At 68.9% G+C, this 20307-nt stretch carries 18 protein-coding genes; 8 read left to right on the top strand and 10 right to left on the bottom strand.

Annotated elements, in window-relative coordinates:
- Positions 1-17 precede the first annotated feature (17 nt).
- From ACZ6ZD_RS19975 to ACZ6ZD_RS19965, 3 genes are read right to left on the bottom strand one after another with little or no spacing between them, the layout of a single operon-like run.
- Positions 18-1169 carry a PQQ-binding-like beta-propeller repeat protein gene (locus ACZ6ZD_RS19975; protein WP_465674159.1) on the bottom strand — a complete coding sequence of 384 codons (1152 nt, stop codon included), beginning with the start codon at positions 1167-1169 and terminating at the stop codon, positions 18-20.
- Positions 1166-1693, bottom strand: a complete 528-nt coding sequence (locus ACZ6ZD_RS19970) for an RNA polymerase sigma factor (RefSeq protein WP_465674157.1) — start codon at positions 1691-1693, stop codon at positions 1166-1168. Before ACZ6ZD_RS19970 ends, ACZ6ZD_RS19975 begins: the two co-directional genes overlap by 4 nt.
- Positions 1694-1738: 45 nt before the next feature.
- Positions 1739-2641, bottom strand: coding sequence for a phosphotransferase family protein (locus ACZ6ZD_RS19965; RefSeq protein ID WP_465674155.1), 903 nt, complete (start codon positions 2639-2641; stop codon positions 1739-1741).
- A gap of 68 nt (positions 2642-2709) precedes the next feature.
- On the opposite strand from ACZ6ZD_RS19965, the gene lepA reads away from it, so the two are divergent.
- Genes lepA through ACZ6ZD_RS19950 form a run of 3 tightly spaced genes read left to right on the top strand, consistent with a single transcriptional unit; the run spans position 2710 to position 6198 of the window.
- On the top strand, positions 2710-4647 hold the full coding sequence (gene lepA / locus ACZ6ZD_RS19960) for a translation elongation factor 4 (RefSeq protein WP_465674153.1): 1938 nt from the start codon (positions 2710-2712) through the stop codon (positions 4645-4647).
- A complete protein-coding gene (locus ACZ6ZD_RS19955) occupies positions 4647-5540 on the top strand; it encodes an aminoglycoside phosphotransferase family protein (protein ID WP_465674151.1) in 894 nt (297 codons plus the stop codon). Before lepA ends, ACZ6ZD_RS19955 begins: the two co-directional genes overlap by 1 nt.
- A 31-nt stretch (positions 5541-5571) precedes the next feature.
- Positions 5572-6198: an MOSC domain-containing protein gene (locus ACZ6ZD_RS19950; protein ID WP_465674149.1), complete on the top strand. Its 627-nt coding sequence runs from the start codon at positions 5572-5574 to the stop codon at positions 6196-6198.
- 36 nt (positions 6199-6234) lie between these two features.
- Here ACZ6ZD_RS19950 and ACZ6ZD_RS19945 read toward each other — a convergent pair whose 3' ends face one another.
- The 4 genes from ACZ6ZD_RS19945 to kduI are packed head-to-tail and all read right to left on the bottom strand — an operon-like array spanning position 6235 to position 11670.
- Positions 6235-9252, bottom strand: coding sequence for a glycosyl hydrolase 2 galactose-binding domain-containing protein (locus ACZ6ZD_RS19945; RefSeq protein ID WP_465674147.1), 3018 nt, complete (start codon positions 9250-9252; stop codon positions 6235-6237).
- 53 nt (positions 9253-9305) lie between these two features.
- Complete coding sequence (locus ACZ6ZD_RS19940; RefSeq protein ID WP_465674145.1) at positions 9306-10055, bottom strand: IclR family transcriptional regulator; 750 nt, start codon at positions 10053-10055, stop codon at positions 9306-9308.
- A 20-nt stretch (positions 10056-10075) separates the two neighbouring features.
- The gene (locus ACZ6ZD_RS19935; RefSeq protein WP_465674143.1) at positions 10076-10837 is read right to left on the bottom strand and encodes an SDR family oxidoreductase; all 762 of its coding nucleotides are present in this window, start codon (positions 10835-10837) and stop codon (positions 10076-10078) included.
- Positions 10834-11670: a 5-dehydro-4-deoxy-D-glucuronate isomerase gene (gene kduI, locus ACZ6ZD_RS19930; RefSeq protein ID WP_465674141.1), complete on the bottom strand. Its 837-nt coding sequence runs from the start codon at positions 11668-11670 to the stop codon at positions 10834-10836. Before kduI ends, ACZ6ZD_RS19935 begins: the two co-directional genes overlap by 4 nt.
- Positions 11671-11832: 162 nt before the next feature.
- Here kduI and ACZ6ZD_RS19925 point away from each other — a divergent pair, with 162 nt between their 5' ends.
- The 4 genes from ACZ6ZD_RS19925 to ACZ6ZD_RS19910 all read left to right on the top strand — a co-directional run bounded on the left by ACZ6ZD_RS19925 (position 11833) and on the right by ACZ6ZD_RS19910 (position 16717).
- Complete coding sequence (locus tag ACZ6ZD_RS19925; protein ID WP_465674139.1) at positions 11833-13344, top strand: sodium:solute symporter family protein; 1512 nt, start codon at positions 11833-11835, stop codon at positions 13342-13344.
- A 22-nt stretch (positions 13345-13366) separates the two neighbouring features.
- On the top strand, positions 13367-13555 hold the full coding sequence (locus ACZ6ZD_RS19920; RefSeq protein WP_465674137.1) for a tautomerase family protein: 189 nt from the start codon (positions 13367-13369) through the stop codon (positions 13553-13555).
- 142 nt (positions 13556-13697) lie between these two features.
- Positions 13698-14723, top strand: coding sequence for an aspartate-semialdehyde dehydrogenase (locus tag ACZ6ZD_RS19915; protein WP_465674120.1), 1026 nt, complete (start codon positions 13698-13700; stop codon positions 14721-14723).
- A 173-nt stretch (positions 14724-14896) separates the two neighbouring features.
- Complete coding sequence (locus ACZ6ZD_RS19910) at positions 14897-16717, top strand: AMP-dependent synthetase/ligase (protein WP_465674118.1); 1821 nt, start codon at positions 14897-14899, stop codon at positions 16715-16717.
- A gap of 65 nt (positions 16718-16782) precedes the next feature.
- On the opposite strand, the gene ACZ6ZD_RS19905 is transcribed toward ACZ6ZD_RS19910, so the two are convergent.
- Genes ACZ6ZD_RS19905 through ACZ6ZD_RS19895 form a run of 3 tightly spaced genes read right to left on the bottom strand, consistent with a single transcriptional unit; the run spans position 16783 to position 18905 of the window.
- On the bottom strand, positions 16783-17493 hold the full coding sequence (locus ACZ6ZD_RS19905; RefSeq protein WP_465674117.1) for a hypothetical protein: 711 nt from the start codon (positions 17491-17493) through the stop codon (positions 16783-16785).
- A gap of 60 nt (positions 17494-17553) precedes the next feature.
- Positions 17554-18003: a vitamin K epoxide reductase family protein gene (locus tag ACZ6ZD_RS19900; protein ID WP_465674115.1), complete on the bottom strand. Its 450-nt coding sequence runs from the start codon at positions 18001-18003 to the stop codon at positions 17554-17556.
- The gene (locus tag ACZ6ZD_RS19895) at positions 18003-18905 is read right to left on the bottom strand and encodes a DUF929 family protein (RefSeq protein ID WP_465674113.1); all 903 of its coding nucleotides are present in this window, start codon (positions 18903-18905) and stop codon (positions 18003-18005) included. The genes ACZ6ZD_RS19900 and ACZ6ZD_RS19895 overlap by 1 nt, the downstream gene beginning before the upstream one ends.
- A gap of 143 nt (positions 18906-19048) precedes the next feature.
- Here ACZ6ZD_RS19895 and ACZ6ZD_RS19890 point away from each other — a divergent pair, with 143 nt between their 5' ends.
- Entirely contained in the window at positions 19049-20278 is a 1230-nt protein-coding gene (locus tag ACZ6ZD_RS19890) for an MFS transporter (protein WP_465674111.1), read from the top strand.
- Positions 20279-20307: the final 29 nt, after the last annotated feature.

Below are 20307 nucleotides of genomic sequence, written 5' to 3'. Positions count from 1 at the left end.
CCGCCCTTTCGGCCTGTTCAGGGCTGGAGCAGCTTGATCTGGGCGTCGTCCTTCTCGGTCCGGATCAGTTTGCAGTCGCCCGTCGTCACGTCACAGCGGTAGAGCCGCTGCGGCGTCTTCTTCGAGCTCCTCCAGTCCTGAGTGACGACGAGCAGCTTGGTCGCGTCTTCGAACACCGGCTTGGGGTAGCTGACGATCGGCTCCGGTACCCGCAGCTCGGTGGCCTTTCCGGAGGCGACGTCAATGGCGAGCTTGCTCTCGCTGAACACGATCGTGCGTCCGTCGATGGAACCGACCGGGTAGACGGCCCGCTCCACTCCCTGCTCGCAGTGCGTCCGCTGGATCTCGAGCTTCCCGTTCCGCAGTTCCGCGGCGTTCAGGCACTTGTCCTTCCCGGCCTGCGTGGCGAAGACGACGGTGTCCGACTCGGAGCTGGTGGCGAAGGAGCCGGTGAGCCCGGGCGCCGACACCGGCTGGAAGGTTTGCGCACCGGCCGGCAGTACGAACAGCTCTTCCTTGCCGGAGACGTCCGACATGATCCAGATCCCGGCCCGGTTCCACCCCACCACCAGGGACAGTTTCCGCGGCATCGCGAGGTTCTGCACCTGTTTGCCAGTGCCGGCGTCCAGGACGACGAGGCGGTCACCGGTCTCGTTCCGGTTCGGCCGGTGTGCGATGGCGACCTGCTTCCGGTCCGGCGAGGCAGTCGGCATGTCGGCCCGCATCGGCGCGAGCTGACGGACGCTGCCGCTCGCAGCCAGGATCCCGGCGCTGAAGTTCGTCTTCTTCAGGGTCCAGGCCAGCCAGCCGTCCCCCATCCGAGGCCCCGTGACGCGCACGTCGTCCGGGAGGCGGACCGTGCGGGTGCCGTCGTACAGCGTGGACGGCCCCATGTTCGGGAGGTCCGTGTCCTCGGTGATGACGTACGGAACTCGCGGCGGTCCACCGGCCGTGGGGGAGGCCGCCGGGGCCGGCTTGTCGGAATCGCTGGTGATGAAGGTGACGGTCAGGGCCAGGACGACGGCCACCGCGGCCGCGGCCAGGACGGCGGGCCACGCTGCACGCCGGCGGGTCAGCTCGGCGTCCAGGCCGGGCCCGTGCGCGGTCGGCGGGACGGACGCCGCCTTGGTGTCGAGGTAGTCGCGGAGACGGGATTCGGTGTCGTTCATCGCAGTTCCTTCAGACGGTCGGTCAGCGTCGCGAGGCCGCGGGTGGCGCTCGAGCGGGCGCTGGACTCGCCGATGCCCAGGAGCTGGGCGATCTCGGCGAACGGGAGATCGAGGTAGAAGCGGAGGACCAGGACCTGACGCGTCCGGGTCGGGAGCGCCTGCAGCGCCCGCTGCACTTGGAGCCGCTCGTCGCCGAGGACGACGTCGCTCTCGGCGGAGGCGTTCGGCGCCTCGTGCGGCGGGATGTAGAGGCGAGCGATCCGGCGCCGCCGAAGCACCGAGCGGCTGCGGTTCAGTACGGCGGTCCGCAGGTAGCCCAGCGCCGCTTCGGACTCCCGCAACGGCCAGTGCCGGTACAGGTTCGCAAACGCCTCCTGGACGACGTCCTCCGCCGCCTGCCGGTCGTCCATCACCAGCACGGCCAGGCGGACGAGGCCCGCCCAGTGTTGCTCGTACAGCGCCGACACCGCGGTCTGTGCTTGATCACGCGCCAGCGCCCGGTGCGGGCCGCTGAGGCTCACCATTTGATTCGTCACACCCCCAGAGACGCCCGACCCAGCAAAACGCTGCTACCCCATTCGCTCCCGCAGCCAATCCAGGTGGACGAGCGCCTGCTCCCGCTGCCAGCCCCTCATCGTGGGCAGGTTCAGCGGAGCCGGCTGGGCCGCGCCCCACCACAGTCCGCCCGCCACGGCGGCGATGAAGCCGGTGATCGCGGGGTCGTCCGGTAGCGCGGGCAGCCGGACCGGGCTGGCCCGCATGTCCGCCTGCAGGATCACAGTGTCGGTCCAGCGAGGGGCAAGCGCCGGGTGCGCCCAGTCGATGAAGTAGACCCGGTCCTCGGTCAGGATCAGGTTGTCGGCCCGCAGGTCCCAGTGCGACAGCGCCGTCCCTTCCGCCATCGCCGCCACAGCCGCCCTGGACAGCTCGGCCAGCTCGTCGACCCGCCCGACCAGCCAGTCCGGTACGGCGAGGTCGTCCTCGAGCACCTTGTCCCACCGGTTCAGAAACTCGATGCTCCGGACGACGGCCACCGGCGCATCCGGCCACGGTGACGGGTCGAGCGCCTCGGTCAACGCCGCCAGCGCGTCCAGAACGCGGTCAGCGTCGTACTGGCGCCACGGATGAGCCGGGAGCCGGCCGGAGATGTCCTCGAAGAGCAGACCGACCCAGTCGCCGTCGTCGTACACGTCGAGCAGCCGCGGCGCCGCCGGGAGCGGGCCGATCGCCTGGACCGCGGTGATCTCGTTCCGGAACAGCGACGGGGTCTTGGGGTTCAGCTCCGGGCCGACCGCCTTGACGAAGGCCCGGCGTCCGGACGCCGTGACGAGGCGAGCGGCGACTCCGGGCGAGAAGCCGCCACGCTGAGTGGTCGCGGCGACGACGGCCGATCCGAGGGCGCGCTCCACCCACGCCCGCACGGCGGCGGGGACTTTTTCGAAGGGCAACCGGACCCCTGCAGCGTGTGCCATGCGTCACCACGGTAGAGACCGGGAGCGCCGTCCGCCCGGATTTTTCTAATCCGCTGGTCCCGCATGGGATGATTGACCAGTTCACCAGGTATCACCTCGAGACGAACTGGATCCTCTCCGTGCCCGTTGGCTCCCCGAATGTTCCGCAGCCGGGTCAGACTGACCCGTCGCTGATCCGGAACTTCTGCATCATCGCTCACATCGACCACGGCAAATCGACGCTGGCCGACCGGATGCTGCAGATCACCGGCGTGGTCGACCCACGGCAGATGCGCGCCCAGTACCTCGACCGGATGGACATCGAGCGGGAGCGCGGGATCACGATCAAGTCCCAGGCGGTCCGGCTGCCGTTCACCCCGAAGCCGGACACCCCGGGCGGCCTGCTCGCCGCGGACGGGACGACGTACATCCTGAACATGATCGACACCCCCGGCCACGTCGACTTCACCTACGAGGTGTCGCGGTCGCTGGAGGCGTGTGAGGGCGCCGTCCTGCTGGTGGACGCCGCGCAGGGCATCGAGGCGCAGACGCTGGCCAACCTCTACCTCGCGCTGAACGCCGACCTGCACATCATCCCGGTGCTGAACAAGATCGACCTGCCCGGCGCCATGCCGGACAAGTACGCCGCCGAGCTGGCGCACATCATCGGCTGCCGGCCGGACGAGGTGCTCCGCGTCTCGGCCAAGACCGGCGTCGGCGTCGAGGACCTGCTGAGCGAGATCGTCGCCCAGATCGAGCCGCCGAAGGGCGTCAAGGACGCACCGCCGCGGGCGCTGATCTTCGACTCGGTCTACGACACCTACCGCGGCGTGGTCACCTACGTCCGGGTCGTCGACGGCGAGCTGAACCACCGCGACAAGATCAAGATGATGTCGACCGGCGCCGTCCACGAGATGCTCGAGGTCGGGGTCATCTCGCCGGAGCCGATCAAGGCCGGCAGTATCAGCGTCGGCGAGGTCGGCTACCTGATCACCGGCGTGAAGGACGTCCGCCAGTCCCGGGTCGGTGACACCGTGACGGCGTCCGTGAACGGCGCGACCGAGGCGCTCGGGGGCTACAAGCACCCGCAGCCGATGGTGTACTCCGGCCTGTTCCCGATCGACGGCGACGACTACCCGACGCTGCGCGACGCGCTCGACAAGCTCCAGCTGAACGACGCCGCCCTGCAGTACGAGCCGGAGAGCTCGGGCGCGCTCGGCTTCGGCTTCCGCTGCGGGTTCCTCGGCCTGCTGCACATGGAGATCGTCCGCGAGCGGCTCGAGCGCGAGTTCGACCTGGATCTGATCTCCACCGCGCCGAACGTCGTCTACCGGGTCGAGATGGAGGACGGCAAGGAGCACGTCGTCACCAACCCGAGCGAGTTCCCCGAGGGCAAGATCGCCGATATCTACGAGCCGGTGGTCCGGGCCACGATCCTGTCCCCGAAGGATTTCATCGGCACGATCATGGACCTGTGCCAGACCAAACGCGGCAACCTGCTCGGGATGGACTACCTGTCCGAGGACCGCGTCGAGCTGCGCTACACGCTGCCGCTGGCCGAGATCGTCTTCGACTTCTTCGACCAGCTGAAGTCGAAGACCAAGGGCTACGCCTCCCTGGACTACGAGCCGACCGGCGAGCAGGCGGCGAACCTGGTCAAGGTCGACATCCTGCTCCAGGGCGAGACGGTGGACGCGTTCTCCGCGATCGTGCACCGTGACAACGCCTACTCGTACGGCGTCGCGCTGGCCGGCAAGCTCAAGGAGCTGATCCCGCGGCAGCAGTTCGAGGTGCCGATCCAGGCCGCGATCGGGTCCCGGATCATCGCCCGCGAGTCGATCCGCGCCATCCGCAAGGACGTCCTGGCCAAGTGCTACGGCGGTGACATCAGCCGGAAGCGCAAGCTGCTCGAGAAGCAGAAAGAGGGCAAGAAGCGGATGAAGATGGTCGGCCGGGTCGAGGTCCCGCAGGAGGCCTTCATCGCCGCCCTCAAGACCAACGAGCCCGCGGAGAAGGCCAAGAAGTAGTGGAGATCCCCGCCGGGCTGCAGGCAGTTGCTTCCCGCGGGCCGGAGTGGGCCGGCTGGCTGGATCGCCTGCCGCGGCTGACCCGCGAGCTGCTGGAGGAGTGGCGGCTGCGGGTGGACGGCGGCTCCCAGCACGGCGAGTGCGCGCTCGTCGTCCCCGTCGTCACCGTGGACGGGCAGCGCGCCGTCCTGAAGGTCCAGTTCCCGCACTGGGAAGCCGAGACCGAGCATCTCGCCCTGCGGGACTGGGCGGGGAACGGCGCCGTCCAGCTGCTGCGGGCCGATCCGCGGCGGTTCGCGTTACTGCTGGAGCGGTTGGAGCCGGGCGACCTCACCTCGGTCGACATCTACGAGGCCTGCGAAATCGTCGGTACGGCGTACGCGCGGCTGCACGTGGCCGCAGGCCCGCAGTACCGGACGCTGTCGGGTGAGCTGAAGCGCTGGCTGGAGCGGCTCCGGCAGCTGCCCGCCTCGGCGCCCGTCCCGCACCGGTACGTCGAGCAGGCGATTTCGCTCGCCGAGGACTTCGTCACCGACCCGGCGACCGACGGCCGTCTCATCCACACCGACCTGCACTACGAGAACATGCTGGCCGGCGCCCGCGAGCCCTGGCTCGTCATCGACCCCAAACCCCTGTCCGGCGACCCCCACTACGAGGTCGCCCCGCTGATCTGGAACCGCTGGGACGAGATCACCGGCGACCTCCGCTTCGCCGTCCAGCAACGCTTCTTCACCACGATCGACGCCGCCGGCCTGGACGAGCAACGCGCGCGCAACTGGGTCGTCGTCCGCCAGATGCTCAACGTCCTCTGGACGCTCGACAGCGCCGACACCCTCCTCCCGCGCGACTGGCTCACTCGCAACATCGCGATCGTGAAGGCCATCCAGGACTAATCGGGTTGACCGCCGGGAGAGCATGGAAGGTATGCGGCTGCTGACGGTGAACGTGGTGGAGGAGCTCATTCCGGGGCCCAAGAACACGGGGTTCACGGCGATCGACAAGCGGCCGCAGTCCGGGCGGGTCGCGGTGGGGGAGCGTGGGCTGGTCGGCGATCGGGTCTGTGACACGAAGAACCACGGGCGGCCGGAGCAGGCGTTGTACGTGTACGCCGAGGAGGACGCCGACTGGTGGGCCGGTGAGCTCGGGCGGGAGATTCCGAGCGGTCTGTTCGGGGAGAACCTGCGGACCGAGGGGCTGGATGTGACCGGCGCGCTGATCGGCGAGGTGTGGCGGCTCGGCGCCGAGGTCGAGGTGCTGGTGACGGCGCCGCGGATCCCCTGCATCACGTTCCAGGAGCGGATGGGGGAGCAGCGCTGGGCGAAGATCTTCCATCAGGCCGGGCGGCCGGGCGCCTATCTGCGGGTCCTGCGGACCGGGTCGATCGCCGCCGGGGACCGGGTCGAGATCCTCAGCCGGCCGGACCACGAGGTCAGCATCGGCCACTTCTTCGGCGATCAGGATCCGGCCAAGATGCAGGTCATGCTCGACTCCGGCGCCGACCTCTGGGACGAGATCCGCGCGATCGCGCAGCGGGTCGCGAACCGGGAGTGACCGGGCTGCCGCCTGGTGAACGGCAGCCCGGCCGGTTCAGGAGACGGTGATCTTGTCCACGTTCGGACCACCGTTGGACGTCGTCGCGACCGTCCTGATCTTGTTGCTACCAGCAACCAGGTTGACCGTCACGGTCTTGCTCTGCCAGTTCGTCCAGGCGCCCGTCCCAGGGAACGCGAGGGCGGGGGAGACGACCGTGCCGTTCACCGACACGTTCATCGCCCGGTTGGCCGTCGTACCGTTCGCGTAGCGCAGCTCGACCGTCGCCGGCCCGGCCTTGGCGGCCGTCACCGTCCACTCGACCGCGCTGCCGGCCTTGTTGTCGTAGTTGACGAAGCCGCGCCCGGTGAAACCGGCGTGGTTCGACTCGACGACCCCAGCGGTGATGGCGGCGTCCTCAGCTTCGTAGACCGCCGAGACCGGCCCACCGTTGCCCGGAACGGTCTGCGTGGCCGTGTTCCAGCCGGTGATCCGAACGGACGGCGTACCGCCCTTCAGGTCAGACGTTCGGTACGTCGCACGCAGTGTCGTCGACTCACCCGGCCACAGCGAGACGGCGTTGTCGTTCCACTGAATCGGCAGCACCGGCCTGCCGTTCGTCACCACATGCGCATCCAGGTAGAACGCCGGCGTCTTGGCGGTGGACGTGTTCTTCAGCGTCACTGTCGTCGTAGTGGTCTCACCGGACGACGTCGTCGTGGCGGACGCCGAAACCGGCGCCTGCGCCAGACTCGACAGGCCCTTCAAGTCGCCGTAGCTGGTCGTCGGTGTGGTGTACCAGGTCGTATCGGCCCAGTTCAACGTGTCCGGCTTCGTGGACAGCCAGTACACGTTCCGGCTCACCTCGACCCCGGCCGCGTTCGTCAGTACCAGCTTGGCCAGGTACGTCGTCGACAGTCCGCTCACCGAGGGGATTGTCAGCGCCGTCGCCTTACCGCCGTCACCGGGCACCGACACCGGCGCCGTCCGGGAGAACTTCTCCGTGCCGTCGATGTTGAACAGCTTGACCGACGCCGTCAGCCCGGACGCCGTTCCGCGGTTCTGGTTGACGACCACGACCGACTTGTTGTCGTAGGAGTACTGGATGTGCAGCGGCTCGTTCGCCTTCTTGGCGCCGTAGTACGCGCCGTTCTGGTCGAAGTACGCGTCGAACAGCTGCCAGTGCAGCGACGTCCAGCCGCTGTTCAGCATCCAGTAGATCAGCCCGGTCGACGGGTTCGTGCTGTCGGTGAAGTTCCGGTTGTGCGACTCGAACTCGGCCCGGACGTTCTCGTACGCCGCCAGCTGGGCCTTCTTCACGTAGTCGTTCAGACTCGTCGGAGCGCCGTACCGGCCGGCCAGCGCGTCGCCGAACAGCTTGAGGTTGCCGAAGGTCGTCGACTCGGACCGGTGGTACTGGTTGGCCGACGGGTTCTTCCAGAGCACCTCCAGCTCGGCCGGCGTCATCATCCGGTTCAGCGTGTCCAGGGTCGGGATGTCCGGCCCGGCCGAGGTCTCGGAGTTGAAGTTCCACGCGCCGCCGGCGTCGTCGTGCGCCTTGTCGTACCAGTAGTTCGGCGGGATCCAGTCGTACGGCCCGTTCATCTTCATCCCAGAGGCGCCGAGCTGCGGCGAGGACCGCTTGGCCGCGGCCGGGACGACGGGGGTCGGCCAGTCGGCGGCGGTCAGCGCGTCCAGGTAGCCCTTCTCGATCCGCGCGTCCGGCGCGTAGTCGCTGCCGATCAGGAACGTGAACACGCTCGGGTGGTTGCGCAGCCGCTCGGCCTCACCGGTCATCGAGCGCTTGGCGGTCTCGTAGTCCTCGGCCGTCCACGGGAACTTCCCGTTGACCTGGCCCTCCCACTTGTCGCAGCATTCCCAACCGGGCATGGTCAGGACGCCGAGCTCATCGGCCAGGTCGAAGAACTCGTCCGGCTCGATGTGGCCTTCCAGGCGGACCGTGTTCAGGCCCAGATCCTTGACGTACTTGAGCTTGTCGGCCGCGGCCGTCGCGTCCCAGCGCAGGAACAGGTCGGGTGAGTAGCCGCCGCCCTTGATCAGCAACGGCCGGCCGTTGATCGAGTAGATCCGGCCGCCGCTGCTGTTCAGCGGCGCCTTCACGTCCCGGACGCCGAACTTGTCCGACGTGCTGTCGGACGCCGTACCGCCCACCGAAGCGGTCAGGTCGATCGAGTAGAGCGGCTGCCCGCCCATCCCGGCCGGCCACCAGACGTTCGGGTTGTCCAGCCCGATCGTCGCGAAGGTGACCGTCTTCTTCTCCTTGGCCGCCAGCGTCAGCGTCTGGCTGACCGGTACGCCGGCCACCGTGCCGCTCACCGTCGTCGTCACCGCGGCGGCCGAGTCGTTGCGGACGTCGACCTTCGGCGTCAGATCCACGTGGTTCAGCGACGGCACAGCCAGCTTGGTCAGCACGTGCGCGCCGCGCAGGGCGACCGCACCGCTGCGCCGGACGACGACGTCCCGCACGATGCCCATGTTCTTGTCCGGCGGGGTCTGCGCCCAGTCGATCCAGCCCATGGTCAGATCGCGGTTCGGGTCGTTCGGGTAGACCTTGAACGCGATCGAGTTGCTGCCCGGCTTCACCTGCGCGGTGATGTCCAGGTCATGCCGCGTGTAGGCGCCGACGACCTGGTTCTTGTCCGCGACCCGGACGCCGTTCACCCAGACGTCGGCCCGCGACATGACGCCGCTGAAGTCGAGGTAGGTGCGCTGGCTCGTGTCGGCCAGCTGCAGCTCGGTCCGGTACCACCACGGGACGTTGAACTGCGCCTTGTCGACGTTCTTCATATTCGTCGAGAAGAACGGGTCCGGGTACTTGTCGTTCTCCAGCAGACCGGCGAACACGGTGGACTTCGGCGACACCGGCAGCCAGCCGGTGGTCGGGAAGCCCGGCTTGGTGACGGCGGCGTCGTCCGCGACCTGTGCGGACGTCTGTAACAGGAAGCCGGGGATCGGGCTGGCCGAGGCGGCTGCGACGGCGACGCTGGAGGTCGTCGGGGTGAGGGCCCCGACGATCAGCGCGCCGGCCAGCAGCCAGCGGAGGGAAGGTTTCATGGGGCGGTCCTTCACGCTTAATGGTTAGGAAGGTTTCCTAACTATAAGCAGATTCACGGCTCCCGGTAACCCAGTGCGGCCGAGATCTTACGGGCTGCTTCGATCGCGGCCGGCGCCATCAGCGCCACCTGGGCGATCGATTGTTCAAGGGACAACGTGGAAATACTGACCGCGGCGATGGCCAGGCCGGTGTGGTCGTGAATGACGGACGCCACACAGCGGATCCCCGGTTCGTTCTCCTCGTCGTCCAGCGCGTAGCCGCGGGCGCGGACCTGGGCGAGGTCGGATTTCAGCGACGACGCGGTGGTGTGCGTGAGCGGCGTCCGCGCCGGCAGGCCCGTCCGGGTGATGTGCGCGTCGAGGGCGTCGTCGTCCTTCTCGGCGAGCAGGGCCTTACCGATGCCGGTGCAGTGCAGCCAGAACGCCTTACCGACCCGGGACGGCATCCGGTACGGCTTGGGACCGTCCAGGCGGGCGACGTAGATCGCCTCGTCGCCGTTGAGCAGGCCGACATGGACCGTGCAGCGCGTCTGCGCGACCAGGTCGGCCAGCACCGGCCGGGCGACCGTCGCCAGATCGACGTTGGTCAGGGCGTGACCGGCCAGCCGCAGGGCCTTCGGCCCCGGGTGGTACGAGCCGTCGTCGGACTGCGTGACGAACTCATGCTCCACCAGGGACGCCATGATCCGGTGCACGGTCGATTTCGCCAGACCGGTCGCGTTCACCACGTCGGTGAACCGCGAGTGTTCCAGGACGGCATCCAACACCATCAACGTCTTGTCGATGGCCGAGGGCGAACTCATGTCGGACATCCTGCCACTCCTTATCTGGCCAGCCAGCCACCGTCGACCGCGAGCACGTGGCCGTTGACGTAGTCGGACGCCGTCGAGGCGAGGAAGACCGCGGCGCCGACCAGGTCCTCCGACCGGCCCCAGCGGCCGGCCGGGATCCGGCTCCGGATCGCGGTCTCGCGCTCCGGGTCGGCTCGCAGCTCGGTCGTGTTGTCGGTACTGATATAACCGGGAGCGATCGCGTTCACCTGGACCCCGACCGGGCCCCACTCGTTGGCCAGCGCGCGGGTCAGCCCCGCGACCGCGTGCTTGCTGGCAGTGTAGGCCGGAACCGTGATCCCGCCCTGGAAGCTGAGCAGCGACGCGATCGTCACGATCTTGCCCGCGCCGCGTTCGGCCATCGCCGCGCCGACCGGGCGGGTGACCGCCCAGGTCGAGTTCAGGTTGACGTCGATCACGTGCCGCCAGTCCGCCGTACTGGTCGCGGCCGCCGGGGCGCGCCGGATGGTGCCGGCGTTGTTGACCAGGATGTCGACCTGCCGGTCGCGGACCAGCTCGATCGTCGTCTGCTCGACCGCCTCCGGATCGGCGAAATCCGCCAGGACGACGGTCGCCTCACCGCCGCCGGCCTGTTTGATCGCCTCCAGCGTGTCCTCGAGCGCGGCGTCCCGGGCCATCAGGATCAGCTCGGCGCCGGCCGCGGCGTACCCGGCCGCGATGGTCGCGCCGATGCCCCGGCGGGCTCCGGTGACGAGCGCCGTCCGGCCGCGCAGGCTGAACAGCTCAGCCGTCACCGCAGGTCCCGGACGTCGACGCCGTCCATGTCCGTGAAGGCCTGGTTCTCGCCGGCCATCGCCCAGACGAAGCTGTAGGACGCCGTGCCGACACCGGAGTGGATCGACCAGCTCGGCGAGATGATCGCCTGCCGGTCGGCCACCAGCAGGTGCCGGGTCTCGTCGGGCTCGCCGAGCAGGTGCACGATCCGCTCGGTCTCCGGGAGGCCGAAGTACAGGTAGCACTCCGTCCGCCGGTCGTGGGTGTGCGCGGGCATGGTGTTCCAGGTGCTGCCGGCGTGCAGCGTGGTGACGCCGAGCACGACCTGGCAGCTCTGGACGCCGCCGGCGTGGATGTACTGGTCGATCGTGCGCCGGTTCGCGGTCTGCTGGTCGCCGAGCTCGAGCCGGTTCCCCTCGCCGGGGTTGACCAGCGCGGTCGGGAACTCGGTGTGCGCGTTCGCCGAGAAGAGGTAGAACGCCGACTCGGCGCCTTCGAAGACGACCTCGCGGACGCCGCGGCCGACGTACAGGCAGGCGCCGGTGGTGAGCTCGTACTTCGTGCCGTCCGCGGTCACCGTGCCCGGTCCGCCGACGTTGACGATGCCGGCCTCACGCCGTTCGAGGAAGAACTCGCTGCGCAGCTCGGGCCAGGTGCCGAGCGTCAGCGGGCCGGACGCCGGGACGGCGCCCGCGAGCACGATCCGGTCGTGGTGGGTGAGCACCGCGGTGATCGCGTCCGGCGTGAACAGGTCGTCGACCAGGTACTGCGCGCGCAGCGCGGCGGTGTCGAAGCCGGGCACCTGGGCGGGGTGGGTGGCGTGGCGGATCTGGAGCGGCGAGTCAGCAGTCACAGAACAAGGTTCTACTCCACGGAACCGTCTGTCAAACACTCCAGAGCGCGCTCGGCGGTCTGGAACTAGGCGAGGATTTGTTCCGGGTTCCGTCTCTTGACACTGGGTTCTGTTCAGTGGAACCTTCCACTCACTCGCCCGTTGTCCCTGGGAGGTATCCCCATGACCGCACTGGACTGGTCAGTCCTGGTCGGCTATTTCGTGCTGATGGTGGTGATCGGACTCTGGTCGCGCACCAAGATCAAGACGGTCGTCGACTACTTCACGACCGGCGGCCGGATTCCCTGGTGGCTGTCCGGTATCTCGCATCACATGTCCGGCTACAGCGCGGTCATGTTCGTCGCGTTCGCCGCCGTCGCCTACAACTACGGCATCACCGTCTACGTCTGGTGGGCGATGTCGATCGGCGTCGGCGTCGGGATCGGCGCCTTCGTCTTCGCCGCCCGCTGGAACCGGTTGCGCGCCAAACACGGCGTCGTCTCGCCGCTGGAGTACCTGGCCCGGCGCTACAACCTGCCCACCCAGCAGGCCCTCGCGTACTCCGGCGCCGCGCTCAAGGTCGTCGACATCGCGTCCAAGTGGGTCGCGATCGCCGTCCTGCTGAACGGTTTCACCGGCGTCCCGATCCGCTGGGGCATCCTGCTCACCGGCGTCGTGACGATGCTCTACGCGACCCTCGGCGGCCTGTGGGCCGACGTGCTCACCGACTTCGGCCAGTTCGTCATCCAGGCCGGCGCCGGGATCGCGATGTTCATCGGCGTCCTGGGTCACCTCGGTGGGATCTCGGGCCTGTGGACGATGTGGGACAAGCTGCCCGAAGGGCACGGGGACGCGCTGAACGGGCCGTACACGCCGATCTTCCTCATAGCGTTCCTGTTCATCAAGACGTTCGAGTACAACGGCGGCATGTGGAACCTGGCGCAGCGCTACATGGCCGCGCCGTCCGGTTCCGCGGCGAAGAAGTCCGCGCTGCTGTCCTCGGCGCTGTGGCTGGTCTGGCCGCTGATCCTGTTCATCCCGATGTGTGCCGCGCCGCTGCTGGTGCAGCCGGGCAAGGCCGAGCAGTCGTACGTCGCGCTGTCGCAGCTGCTGCTGCCGAGCGGCCTGATCGGGCTCGTGCTGGCCGGCTTCTTCTCGCACACGATGGCGATGGTCGCCTCCGACGCGAACGCGATCTCGTCCGTCATCACCCGCGACCTCGCGCCGGTGCTGGTCAAGAAGGTCCGGCAGCTGAGCGACGCGGCGTCCCTGAAGTTCGCCCGGATCACCACGTTCACGTTCGTCACGGTCAGCATGCTGATCGCGATCGCGACCAACGGCGAGGGCGTCGTCCTGAAGATCGTCGTCGACCTGGTGGCCGCGACGATGGGCCCGATCGCGATCCCGTTGATGCTCGGCCTGCTGCCCTGGTTCAAGCGGTCCGGACCGCGGGCGGCGCTCGCCTCCTGGGCGATCGGCCTGATCGCCTGGGCGATCGTGAAGTACGGCGTCGGATCCACCGACACCACCCTGGTCGTGGCGTTGCCGCTGGCAACGTCGATGGTCATCTACATCGGCCTCGGCCTGTTGCTCCCCGAGCGCAAGGACGACGTCGACGACCTGCTCGACTCACTCAACACCGACCCCGACGAGACCGCGGAGGTCGCCGCCCGGCGGACCGCCGCCCTCGGCTGAACAACTCTGGAGACCATCTCTCATGCCCAACATCAGTGTCGAACTCCTCTCCGGCCGGACCCTCGACCAGCGTCGTGAGTTCGTCACCGCGGTGACGGACGCAGCGATCGAGATCCTCAACGCCAAGCGCGAAGCGGTCCGGATCGTCTTCACCGAGATCGAGAAATCCGACGTCGCCAACGGCGGCGCCCTCGTCTCCGACGAGAAGTAGCCGAACCCGCAGCGCTCCACAATCGCCCTCGACGGCCGCCGCTCACGCTCGGCGGGGTCCGTCGGGGGCTCTTGTGTAGCGCCGGCGGTCCGCCGTTCGAAATCACACCTCGGCGGGCGTGGCCAGCGGTTAGGCTGCGCCCATGCGAGTAGGGGTTTTCGGAGCCACAGGTCAGGTCGGCGGCGTGATGCGCGAGTTGCTCGTCGAGCGCGCGTTCCCCGTCGACGAGATTCGGTACTTCGCTTCCGCGCGGTCCGCGGGCACGAAGCTGCCGTTCGGCGACACCGAGGTCACCGTCGAGGACTCCGCCACGGCGGACTTCTCCGGTCTCGACCTCGCGCTGTTCTCGAACGGGAAGACGGCGTCCAAGGAGCTCGCGCCGAAGGTGGCCGCGGCCGGCGCGATCGTCGTCGACAACTCCTCGGCCTGGCGGATGGACCCCGAGGTCCCGCTGGTGGTCTCCGAGGTGAACCCCGAGGATCTCGACCACCTGCCCAAGGGCATCGTCGCGAACCCGAACTGCACCACGATGGCCGCGATGCCGGTGCTCAAGCCGCTGCACGCGGCGGCGACGCTGACCCGGCTGATCGCCACCACCTACCAGGCCGTCTCCGGCTCCGGCGGCGCCGGCGTCAGCGAGCTCGAGGAGCAGGCCCGCGCGCTGGTCGAGGCCGGCGGCCGGCTGGCCCGCGGCGCCGAGGGCATCGTGCTCCCGGAGCCGAAGGTCTACGCCGGGCCGATCGCGTTCAACGTGCTCCCGCTGGCCGGCTCGATCGTTGCCGATGGCACCGGTGAGACCGACGAGGAGCAGAAGCTCCGCAACGAGAGCCGCAAGATCCTGCACCTGCCGGAGCTCCCCGTCGCCGGGACCTGCGTCCGCGTCCCGGTCTTCACCGGCCACTCGCTGAGCATCCACGCCGAGTTCGCCGAGCCGATCACGCCCGAGCAGGCGACCGAGCTGCTCGCCGCCGCGCCCGGCGTCGCCCTCGCCGATCTCCCGACGCCGCTGCTGGCCGCCGGGCAGGACCCGTCGTACGTCGGCCGGATCCGCCAGGACCAGTCGGTCCCGGGCGGGCGCGGTCTCGTCCTCTTCGTCTCCAACGACAACCTCCGCAAGGGCGCCGCGCTCAACGCCGTCCAGATCGCCGAGGTCCTCGCGGCCCGCTAGTCCGCGCCGTCGTCGGGTGCCCTTCCTCTCGGAGAGTGAGAGGGAGGGCACTTTCGGTGTGGGCACGTTGCGGAAACGTGATGGAGAACGGGGAAGTGGCCTAGCGAGTGCCATGGTCAGCGGGCGACCGGTGCACTACTCTCCAGTCACTTGACCCCCGACGGAGGCCAATTATGAAGCCTGTCACCGATTCCGGTCAGTCTGCGCTGCTCAGCGGCCGCAAAGACACCATGGCCCGTATGTTCCTCGACCGGGTGGCGGCGACGCCCCAGCGCGAGGCTTTCCGCTTTCCGTCCGGCGAGACCTGGAAAACGGTCACCTGGGCGGAGACCGACACCCTGGCCCGGCGCCGCGCGGCCGGCCTGATCGCGCTCGGCGTCGAGCCGCAGCAGCGGGTCGCGATCGCCTGCAGCACCCGGATCGAGTGGGTCGAGTGCTTCCTGGCGGGCATTCTCGCGGCCTCCGCGACGACCACGATCTACCCGACCACGATGGCCAGCGATGTCGCGTTCATCGTGTCGGACGCCGACGTCCAGGTCGTGTTCGCCGAGAACGACGAGCAGGTCGCCAAGCTGCGCGAGCACAAGGCCGACATCCCCTCGGTCCGCAAGGTCGTGCTGATCGACGGGACGCCGTCCGCCGCCGACGGCGACTGGGTGATCGCGCTGGCCGACCTGGACGCGCTCGGCGACGAGCACCTCGCGGCCGTCGACGAGCGGATCGCCCAGGTCACGCCTGAGGATCTCTGCACACTGATCTACACCTCCGGGACGACGGGCCGGCCCAAGGGCGTCCGGCTGCCGCACTCGGTGTGGACGTACGAGGGGGCCGCGGTCGAGGAGACCGGCGTCCTGACGCCGGACGACCTGCAGTTCCTCTGGCTGCCGCTGTCGCACGTCTTCGGGCAGGTGCTGCTCGCGGTCCAGTTCCAGATCGGGTTCGCGACCGCGATCGACGGGCGGATCGACAAGATCGTCGAGAACGCCGCGATCGTGCAGCCGACCTTCATGGCCGCCGCGCCGCGCATCTTCGAGAAGGCGCACGCCCGGATCAAGACCATGGTCGCCGGGGACGGCGGCGTCAAGGAGAAGCTCTTCCACTGGGCCTTCGGCGTCGGCGCGCGCGTTTCCGCGCTGCGCCAGCAAGGCGCTGAGCCGGGCGGCCTGCTCGCCGTCCAGTACGGCCTGGCCGACAAGATCGTGCTCTCGAAGATCCGGGCCCGCTTCGGCGGCCGCATCCGCTTCTTCGTCTCGGGTTCGGCGGCGCTCGACAAGCAGCTGGCCGAGTGGTTCCACGCCGCCGGCCTGCTGATCCTCGAGGGCTACGGCCTGTCTGAGACCGCCGCCGGCTCCACCCTGAACCGGCCCTCGTCGTACCGGCTCGGCAGCGTCGGCCTCCCGTTCGCCGGCACCGAGATCAAGATCGCCGAGGACGGCGAGATCCTGATCAAGGGCGACGGCGTGATGAGCGGCTACCACAACCAGCCCGAGCAGACCGCCGAGGTCCTCAGCGACGGCTGGCTGCACACCGGTGACATCGGCCACCTCGAGGACGGCTATGTCTACATCACCGACCGCAAGAAGGACCTCTTCAAGACCTCCGGCGGCAAGTACGTCGCCCCCCAGAACATCGAGGGCCGCTTCAAGACCCTCTGCCCCTACGCCAGCCAGTTCATCGTCCACGGCAACCAGCGCAACTTCGTCTCCGCCCTGGTCACCCTCGACCCTGACGCCATCGCCACCTGGGCCGCCTCGAACGGCCTGGCCGGCCAGCCCTACGCCGAGATCGTCACCTCCGACGCCGCCCGCGCCATGGTCCAGTCCTACGTCGACGAACTCAACGCCGGCCTCAACCGCTGGGAAACCGTCAAGAAATTCACCATCCTCGACCGCGACCTCACCGTCGAGTCCGGCGAAATGACCCCCAGCCTCAAACTCAAACGCAAACACGTAGAAACCGAATACGCCGACCTCCTCGACAAAATGTACGAATAGCCACCCACCACGCCGACGCGGAAACTTCTCGCCCCCACCGGGCCGGAAGTTTCCGCGTTCTGCGTTCAGCGGGGCCAGGGAGTGTGGGGGATGGCTTCGCTGGCGGCGCGGATGTGGAGTTCGGCGAGCACGGGTGGGGGAAGGTCGGTGACGTCGATCAGGACGGTGGGTTCGCCGGTGGCCAGGAGGCGGATGGCGCACTCGATGGTGACGGCGGCCCAGAGGAGGTCTTCGCGCGGGGTTGGGGTGTTGAGGAGTTGAGCCACCAGGTTGTCGATCGGGTGCAGGTCGAGCAGGTGGCCTGGTGGTGCGGGGGTGGAGCTGACCCAGATGATGCCTGCGGTCGACTCCGAAGCTGGGGCAGCGGGTTCGGTTGGGGTGGACGGCGGGGCGAGGGCTAGGCGTGGGGGATTGCGGCGGGAGCTGCCGGTGAGCTGGAGTCTGGACTCGGACTGGACGACGGGCGCCAGCGCCTCGAGCGCGTCGGCGACGTAGTAGCCGTCCGGGCCGCGGGCAACGATCCGGGAGAGCGGCCCTTCCAGGCTGATGCCGTGGCCGTCGTCGTGCAGTTCGGTGAACAGGATCCGCGCCTGCGGGAACATCGCGCGCAGCGAGCCGAGCAGTTGCCCACTCACCACCGGCGTCAGCAAGATATTGGCGGACGTCGGCGCCTCCTTGATGTCCACCACGACGTACCCGTCGCCAAGTGTCGCGCTCAGCTCAGCCCGCGCCGCCGCCGACAACGGCATCGCGGTCACCACCAGCACGGCATCCACGCCCTCGAACCTACCTGGACGACGCCGTGCCGGTGGTCTGCACCAGCAGGGTGTTGCTGGTCAGTCCTCCAGCGGAGGGACGGCGATGCGGATGACGACGAGGGCGAAGAGGACGACGGTGAGGGCGTGGACGACGGTGCACCACAGGCAGATGGCGTTGATGCGGAAGAGCTCGGCCCAGACCAGGTAGACCACGAAGACGACGCCGGTGAGGACGCCGGCCAGGCGGAGGCGGCTGGGCCAGGGGGACGTCGTCCGCCACAAGGCTGGGACGGAGAGCGCGGTCATCCCGACGAAGAACAACAGGCCGAGGACGGCGACCGGGATGCCGAGGAGCTCGGAGTACTTCGACGACGTCACCTTGCCGCAGTCGACGACGCCGGTCTCGGGGCAGGCGAGCGTCGTACCGGCGGTGAAGTGTTCGTAGGTGAGGTACGCCGAGACGAGGACGCCGAGGACCGAGAGCGTGAGGACCAGCCAGGGGATCACGCCGAGGGGTTTGCCGCGCATCAGCTCTTGCCGAGTTTGCCGGCCGCGGCCTTGACGGCGTCGGTGCTGCAGACGTTGGCCGGCTGGTTGTTCGTCAGCTGGCAGAAGGCCGCGGTGTAGACGTTCGCCGAGCCGTCGACGGCCTTGGCAATCGGGTCCGACGGGTCTTTCAGCGCGTTGGCGATCTCGGACTGCGTCTTACCGGCCAGCAGCTCCGGGCTCAGCGACGCGCCGGACATCACGAACTTGCCGCCGAGGTCGACGAACGGGATCGACCCGCCGCTCTTCACGTACGGAGGCTGGTTGTAGGTGTCGAAGGTCTTCTGGTCCGCGGCGCTCGGGGTGTCGAGCGGCTCGTACTGCCCGTTCACCTTCTCGTTCGTCGTGGTCTCCAGACCGGTGAACGACAGGTACTGACTCGTGTACTTCGTGCCGTGGTACGACAGCGTCGGGGTGTTCGGGTAGACGTCGTCGGCCGCGGAGTGCGTCGTCCCGAGGCTGGTGAAGGTGCCGAAGCGGGACAGCGCGACGGAGACCGGCCAGCGCTCGGCCGCGCAGAACGGGCAGAACTCGGCGCCGACGTAGAGGACCTTCGGCTTGCCGTCGGCGGTCAGCGGGGGAGCGGTGATCGCGGACGGCGCCGCCTGCACCTCGTCGCTGCCGACCTTCGCGAAGGTCTCGGCCGGGATCGAGCTGAGCGCGCTGACGATCTGCGCGTCGGCCGCGCCGGAGGGGCCGGTCGCGGTCTTCGAATCGCCGCCCGCGAGCTTGATCACCACGAGCCCGCCGACCACCGCGACCACGGCCACGACCGCGCCGACCGCGATCAGCAACCGCTTCCGCCGCTCCGCCGCCTGCTGCTGCTTCCGCAACGCCGCTACCCGCTCACGCGCCTGAGCCTTCTGCTCGACCCGCCTGCTCATCGCCTGTCTCCTGACTCGTCACTGACCCCCGAATTCCCCCTAGAGCACAACTGTCGGTAACGACCGGAAGTTCCGCGTGACCGCGTTTCCACCAGGTCCGAATACTTTTCGGGACGGACCGCCGCCGACCTAAGGTCGCCTGCATGGCCGCCGGCGTGACGTACAGGGAAGTCTTCAAAATCCCGGAATTCCGGGCGATGTGGCTGGCGGAGCTGCAGTCGGTCGCGGGTGATCAGCTGGCCCGGGTCGCGCTCGCCGTCCTGGTCTTCGCCGACACCGGTTCGGCCGCGCTGACCGGCCTCACCTACGCGCTGACGTTCGTCCCGTCGCTGCTCGGCGGCCTGTTCCTCTCCGGTCTCGCGGACCGCTTCCCGCGCCGCGAGCTGATCGCGTGGATCGACGGCCTGCGCGGCTGCCTGATCCTGCTGGTCGCGATCCCCGGGATGCCGTTCTGGTCGCTCTGCGTCCTGGTCGGGATCGTGTCGCTGCTCCAGCCGGTCTTCAAATCCGCCCAGGTCGCGCTGCTGCCCGACGTCCTCGGCGAGCAGCGGTTCGGCACCGGGATGGCGATCCGCAGCATCACCATCCAGTCCGCCCAGATGGCTGGGTTCGCCGGCGGCGGTCTGCTGATCGCGGTCTTCAACCCGTACGCCGTCCTGTTCCTCGACGCGCTCACCTTCTTCGGCTCCGCGCTCCTGATCCGCCTGCGCCTCAAGGCCCGGCCCGCCGCGGCGGCGTCCCGAACGTCCGGCGGACGCCGAGGCAGTCGCGAAGTCTGGGCCCTGCTCTTCGCCGACCGCGGTATGCGCGCGCTCGTCCTGATGCTCTGGCTGATGGCTCTCGTCGCCGTCTACGAAGGGATGGCCGCCCCGTACGCCGCCCTGTTCGGCGGCAGCTCCGTCACCGTCGGCCTGATCCTCGCCGCCGACCCGCTCGGCAGCGTGATCGGCGCTTTCCTCTTCAGCAAGTACGTCCCCGAATCCCGCCGTCCCGCCCTCCTCGGCCCGCTCACCATCGCCGCCGCCGTCCCGGTCGCCCTCTGCCTGCTGCACCCCGGAATAGTTGCCTCCCTCATCCTTTTCACCCTCGCCGGCGCCTTCGGCACCATCGTCGTCATGCAGACCACCACCGCCATGACCCTGCGCCTCCCCGACGACCGCCGCGGCCAAGCCATCGGCATCTCCAACTCCGGCCTCACCACCGCCACCGGCATCAGCCCCCTGGCCGCCGGCCTCCTCTCCGACGCCACCAACCCCGCCACCGCCATCGGCGCCTTCGGCCTGGCCGGCACCGCTGCCGCCGTCCTCCTCGCCCTGACCTGGCACCGCGCCCACCGCGACGCCGTGACCACCGACCCAGGAATTGCAGCTTGATGCAAAATCGGTAACGCGACTTGGTCGCG

Source organism: Kribbella sp. NPDC104218, from assembly GCF_055584105.1.
The sequence above is the reverse complement of the archived record's forward strand: the minus strand, read 5'-3'. Positions and strand labels throughout refer to the sequence as shown.